The sequence below is a fragment of the Candidatus Neptunochlamydia vexilliferae genome (assembly GCF_015356785.1).
In the GTDB taxonomy this organism is placed as follows: domain Bacteria; phylum Chlamydiota; class Chlamydiia; order Chlamydiales; family Simkaniaceae; genus Neptunichlamydia; species Neptunichlamydia vexilliferae.
This window is the reverse complement of the sequence record NZ_JAAEJV010000083.1, coordinates 1-5835: the sequence shown is the minus strand read 5'-3', so window position 1 is coordinate 5835 and position 5835 is coordinate 1. Positions and strand designations below refer to the sequence as shown.

Annotated in this window: 6 protein-coding genes; 2 read left to right on the top strand and 4 right to left on the bottom strand. The window is 40.9% G+C overall.

What is annotated here, in order from left to right; translation table 11 throughout:
• Positions 1-130 precede the first annotated feature (130 nt).
• Positions 131-355, top strand: a complete 225-nt coding sequence (locus NEPTK9_RS08925; RefSeq protein ID WP_194848487.1) for a helix-turn-helix domain-containing protein — start codon at positions 131-133, stop codon at positions 353-355.
• A gap of 141 nt (positions 356-496) precedes the next feature.
• Here NEPTK9_RS08925 and NEPTK9_RS08920 read toward each other — a convergent pair whose 3' ends face one another.
• Both NEPTK9_RS08920 and NEPTK9_RS08915 read right to left on the bottom strand, forming a co-directional pair.
• Positions 497-697: a hypothetical protein gene (locus NEPTK9_RS08920; protein WP_194848486.1), complete on the bottom strand. Its 201-nt coding sequence runs from the start codon at positions 695-697 to the stop codon at positions 497-499.
• A gap of 29 nt (positions 698-726) precedes the next feature.
• Entirely contained in the window at positions 727-2439 is a 1713-nt protein-coding gene (locus tag NEPTK9_RS08915; protein WP_194848485.1) for an IS1634 family transposase, read from the bottom strand.
• A 93-nt stretch (positions 2440-2532) separates the two neighbouring features.
• Between NEPTK9_RS08915 and NEPTK9_RS08910 the strand changes: the two genes are divergently transcribed.
• Complete coding sequence (locus NEPTK9_RS08910) at positions 2533-3522, top strand: ATP-binding protein (RefSeq protein ID WP_194848484.1); 990 nt, start codon at positions 2533-2535, stop codon at positions 3520-3522.
• A 566-nt stretch (positions 3523-4088) separates the two neighbouring features.
• On the opposite strand, the gene NEPTK9_RS08905 is transcribed toward NEPTK9_RS08910, so the two are convergent.
• Together NEPTK9_RS08905 and NEPTK9_RS08900 are read right to left on the bottom strand one after the other, a co-directional pair.
• On the bottom strand, positions 4089-4568 hold the full coding sequence (locus tag NEPTK9_RS08905; RefSeq protein ID WP_194848483.1) for a hypothetical protein: 480 nt from the start codon (positions 4566-4568) through the stop codon (positions 4089-4091).
• Positions 4569-5006: 438 nt separating this feature from the next.
• A complete protein-coding gene (locus tag NEPTK9_RS08900) occupies positions 5007-5666 on the bottom strand; it encodes a class I SAM-dependent DNA methyltransferase (protein ID WP_194848482.1) in 660 nt (219 codons plus the stop codon).
• Positions 5667-5835: the final 169 nt, after the last annotated feature.

The window sequence follows — 5835 nt, the reverse complement described above, 5'->3', positions numbered from 1 at the left end:
TTTCTGCCCTTACCTTTTAATAGTTTGCGAAAACAAAATTTTATAAAAACTGCAAATTAATCACAATCAAGGGCTTAAAATTTTAGCGGGAATTGCTGTAGAATTTTTGATTTTTTTCTCAGGAGCGTGTATGTATCGTATTGAGAAACAGGATTTTTTCATGCTCTTAAAAGAATACCTAGAAACCTATGGCATCAAGCAGACAGCCTTTGCTAGACGAATCGGAAAAAGCCGACACCTTATCCACCTGATCGTAAATAAGGGACATATTCCCAAGGGAGATGTTGCCTTGCTTATTGAAGAAGCAACAGAAGGGAAGGTTTCAAAAGAAGAGGTCCTATACCCTTCTCATTAATAACCATTCATATTGGAAAATGCGCCAAAATGTGAGTACTGATCGTGTTGGTTTAGAAATAAGCAAATTCTTTAGTTTTAGCAAGGAAAATGAAATTGCAGACAGTGTCTGCATAAATCAGCTATAAGAAGTTCTGTGGCCCTAAAATTGCAATAAGTGTTCAACTTGTGGCTTAAGGTCTTCGAGAACACTTGCAAGTGGCGGGAGACGATCTACAAGCGCCTCAAGCGATTGATCCCATGTTGTTTTAGCACTTGAGACCATGATATCTTGGAAAAAATCTTCAACCCGTGTGAAGCTAACCTCTTTACCCAAACACTTTTCAAGCAAGTGCTCTTTCATATCCTGAAAATCGGATAAAGCGTACACGATTAAGCATTCACTCCCAGGTAATCCAAAAACAACTGATCTCTGCTCACTGATTCGGTAGACCATCTGTATTTGCCCATGGCAGTCTGAACATTAGTTGTCTCTATGCAATCGAACCAATCCAAAATCTGAGCGAGAGAACGTTGAGCAAGCCACTTTTCTAGCTTCTTTTCAAGCTCTATACGCGCCTTGGTTTTTCCAGTTTCATTCTTGCCAAGCTTAGTTCGGATCTCCCGTATTTTTTTGACTAGGAAGCAGTGGTAGCCAAGCGATACAAATTGCACGAATTGTCGTCCTCTAAGATTGTCGGGATACCATGTGCGGGGGCGTGCGCCATCAAGCCCCCCTTTTTGTACGGCAAAGAGCTCTTCTATCTTTTCTCGTAGTCGGTAGTTTTCAAGAGCTGCAAACGTATTCATAGCTTGATTGCTCACGAGAGCGAAATAGCCGAAATATTTCTTTGCTTCGCTGATCGCATGGTCGTTAAAGTTGACCTTCAACTTCCCACCTCTTCCTTTTTTAGAGCAGATCAAATATTTTTCGATTTTTCGTTGAGCTGATTTCGAAAACTCTACAACTCCATTTTCAACTTGTGCCTTCAGTTCAAGTAAATCTTTGCGAAATATAAGTTCTTTTTTTGCTTCATTAGCGGGTGAGTAAAATACATGGACGTACAGTCGGCGCGAGAATGTCTCGTCACAGCCGGCAAGCTTCCCGTTACGTGATCGCTGGCGCGTTCGGCTAAATTCATGCATGATGGATGTTGTTGCTCCGCAAATAGACGGATCGAATGGACAAGTACTAGACATGGTCGCTAGCGACTCGCGAAGTGTATCTATTGTCTTGCGAACCCAGGTGATATTTGGATCAACCAGCGTCAGAAATTTCACATTACGTCGGGCAAATTCCATCATGTTTTTCTGGCTATAGTAGCCGTTATCTGTGACGATCAAAGGTTTCTCCAACCCGAGGCATTTAAGTTGAGACAAAGCATTTTCAATAGATATCACACCTGGTACATTTCCGGGTTGCTTGGCAAAGGCAAGCGGCTCGCGTGCTTTTACCGAATACAGGGTCAATAGTTTGATGGTGTTCAGACCATCGCTATCCTTGTTGAAACCCTGCCGTGCTTCCAACTGATTTTCAGAATAGGTTGAGATGGTCGTTGAGTCAAATGCCAGCACAGGAGATTTGCCTAGCCGCAGTGCTCGGCAAGTGAAATAACTTTGAATGCTGTTCTCGTTGCGACCTAATTCTTTGAATAGCTCACCGTAGATATCTTCTGTAATCGGTTCGATATACGGAAGAGGATGCATAACCTGCCAGCTTTCAAGACGAGGGAGCGTATGGCCGCAAGAGCCAATCCAATAGCGTGCGATAGAAAGGATTTTACGTGCATCACCTTCATTGAAAGAATTGTGCACATCATCATCAATGCCTGAAACCTTGCCGACCCATTCTAGGATATCTGTAAGACCAGTATGCTGACGTGCCGCACCAAGAAAAGTTTTTCCACTTTTGCGCTTCTTAGGTCGAGTGGGTATCATTTCTTGGGTTCCCAACTTAATTTTACCTTTGAGTTTTTGGCTGACTGTATAGGTTTTTTTAGACTTCTCATCATAGGCAGTAACCCGTTCATAAACATAAATATCGCCATTGGGCCGCTTTTCTCGTCGCTCACCGACATGAGTTTTTCCAGTTATTGGTTTAGACATTAGCTTATCCTCTATTTAACATGTACGTATTATATAATACATGCACGTTAAGTAGGCAAGAAAAAACACGGCTTTTTTCTCGAAGCCGTGCCCTTGAAAGCTATTTTTCCGCTTAAAGTGTACGCTTTATCCGATTTTCAGGTTAATAAAGAACAGCTTCTCATTTCTTTAGGAGTAGGACTCAAAAATAATGAGGGCTGTGTTATTTCAACCATTGCAGGGCTTTTGCTTTTTGGTAAAAAAGAAGCCCTAAAAAGACTAATGCCTGCGTGCAGGGTCGACTACATCATCGTGGAAGGGATAGAGTGGGTATCTAACTCATCGGAAAGGTATAAGATCGCTACTGAGTACTGGGAACCTCTTATCTTCTTGATGCCCCATCTCCATTCAGATATCATGAGTGACTTGCCGATGAAGTTTCACCTAAAGCCCGGCGAACTTCAGAGAAGCGATATCCCCCTCATCCCTAGAGAGGTCATTCGTGAGGCGGTTGCAAACTTGTTGATGCATAGAGATTATAGAGTTCCTCAACCCACTCAGGTTATTCGTTATTCTAATAGGATCGAATTTAAGAATGCAGGATATTCACTAAAGTCATTAGAAGAATTACTTGCAGACTCGGGGTCCATTCAAAGAAATCAAGCGATGGCTAAGGTCTTTCATGATCTAAAATTTGCTGAAACAAAGAGGACTGGAATATGCTCAATGCGTGACAATTTAAAGAAGTTGGGATTCACAACTCCCCCAATTATTGAAACAAGTAGAGCTCGCAATCAGTTTGGGGTGATCCTCTTTCCTCACCATTTACTTGATGAGGTCACAATGAGCTGGCTTTCCAGTTTTAAAGAATATAATCTAAATGATTCTGAAAGAAGAGCTCTAGCTTTTGTAAAAAATGTTGGAGCGATTACAAATGAAGATTATCGGCAGCTGAATGGGGTAGACACATTGACTGCCAGCCGCGGACTGTCTCATTTGAAAGAACTTAACACCCTTGCGATGAAAGGAAAAGGAAATCAAACATATTATACACTCCCCACCGACCCCTCATATAGTGAAGCAACCCCTCATATAAGGGGTTAGGTGCTTTACCTAAGGAATTTCCTGAGATTTCAGAAGAGCTTAAAAAAAACAAATCATAAGCTTGCAAAAACGTTCTTCTAACAATCAAATCAAGCTGGCCATCAAGGAACTATGCTCTTTGGGTCCCTTACAACCTAGCCACCTAAGCCGAATTTTAAATAGAGATAGCAGATACTTAAGGGACTATTTCCTTTCAAAAATGGAAAAAGAAGGAGAGCTGGTTTACCAATACCCTGATCAGCCGGCCCATCCAAAACAGGCGTATAAAACGCTAAGGTAAACATTCAGCTCTTACGATTTTTACACTGTCTGAAGAGCAGCCATTATTTTCAGAATGAAAACTTTTCTCTGGCCTTTTGTGTTTTGACCCACTTCCCCTCTTCTTGGCTAAACTCTAATTGCTCCTCAAAAGAAGTATGACTGTGTTCTAGTTGAGAGCATGCGACAAAAGAAACTAAGTAAGCTGCTAAAAGCACGAGCTTCAAAAGCATCTTCTTAGAAGGAGTTTGCCTTCTAATAGCTCGATGCGTCTTTCAGAAGGACCAAGAGGACTTATATATCTCATCTTAAGAATACACTTCTGATTGCTTGGGAGAATTCTTAAAGTAGTCTAGAGCTTTTCCTGCATTCTCAAATAAGAACCATAAGGGAAGGAAGTTTCCAACCCAAAAAGATAGCATCCCAACCCAAGCACTGAAAACTCCCCCGATTGTCGTTGCATTAGACATCTTTAAAAAGGGGTCTAGGCCTACCGCTACAGGCTTGCCAGACAATCCCAAGATAAGAGTCCCTATAGCTCCAAACACTCCAAGAGCCATTGCAATTTTAAAAAGCACCCTAAAAAGCTTGAAAAGCTTTAGATTTCTCTTTTTGTAGATGACAAGCCAACATAATAATACAAGCGTTGAAAGGCTAAGCATGATGCCACTAACAATCCCATTAAAGGCAAAGAGTGTGGATGCTGCCGACAAGGACATCGATACCATGTACATGATAAAAATTTGTTTGAGAGATCTTTTGTAAACTGATTCAAGTGTATGGTCCATAACCTATCCATAGTTATTTTTAATGGAGATGATATCACAGGAAAAAGGAGTGTTCAATATTTAAAATCAAGAGTTTGTTTAAGCCATCAAGTTGGAGCCCTTGAAAGTAGTAACAAAAAACTACAAGCCCGCAACCAACCCCCAACTCGAGTGGATAAAGAAACAAATCTTTGGAAAACGCTCAGAAAAGATCATCTATATTTCCTTATACCACCAAAGCAAAGCCCTAAAAAGAGGCAACATCAAGATCTATGACGTGACAAAGCCCTTCCATCCCTCTACAAAGAGCTCCAAAAGCAGGTCCCCAAGAAAGGCAGCCTATATGTGGGCATTAGCAGAAGGGCGAGGCCTTGTAGGCCCTATACCCGTAAACTCTAAAAAATGGCAAAGTTTTAAATTGAGCTAGAGATTCAGTCAAAAATAGGATGCATCGTCTAATTAGATTTTTCTTAAAATAGCAAACATAGAATCATCTTTCTCCATTTCTTTGTACCTGGTCAAATGCACAACTTCGAACATGCCTTTAGTCAGATCAGACAGTGTATCTTCGTTATAATAAAAGAACTGCGCTCCGTCCCATTTTTCTTCTTTATCCCCGTACCATAAGCTATGAGCCAACACGCCATTAGAATTAAGATTTTTATATTGGCTTTTTAAAGACTCTCGTAATTCTTCTTTACTAAGATGAATCATTACTTTATTCGAATAGATACAATCAAATTTTCTGCCAGTATTTATATTGACTGCATCAATAAGCAAAAGATCTGCTTTTTGATTTCTTTTTCGATACAAATCCAAAAATGGTTGTGAAACATCAGAGCCTGTGACAGAAAACCCTTCTTTAATAAGAAGGTCCATGTCTTTACCTGGACCAATTCCAAGCTCTAGTATAGTAGCATTGGGAGACAAATTTTTCTTGAGTATACTAACCAATTCAGCGCCATCGTACCCTTCTGCTGCTTTTATATAGGATTCTACTTTAGACAAGTCGTTAAAAAATCGTATTGTGCTTTGACGACCCTCTGGTTTTACAGAGACAGGCTCATTGCAAGAAACATGAGTGAATTTATCAAAAGGACTGTTAGATATAGATGACATATTTTCTCCGAAAGTTAGGACATCCTCGCAGAGCGAGGAGCTTAACGGTGAGGAGCAGCCCCAAGGGCTGCCGGTAAGCTTTACCCCCATTTAACCAAAAAGGGACTGGCAGACAGGGGTGCCTCAAAGGCACCGGTTAACTAAAACGATCCTTGTTCTCCACAACCTT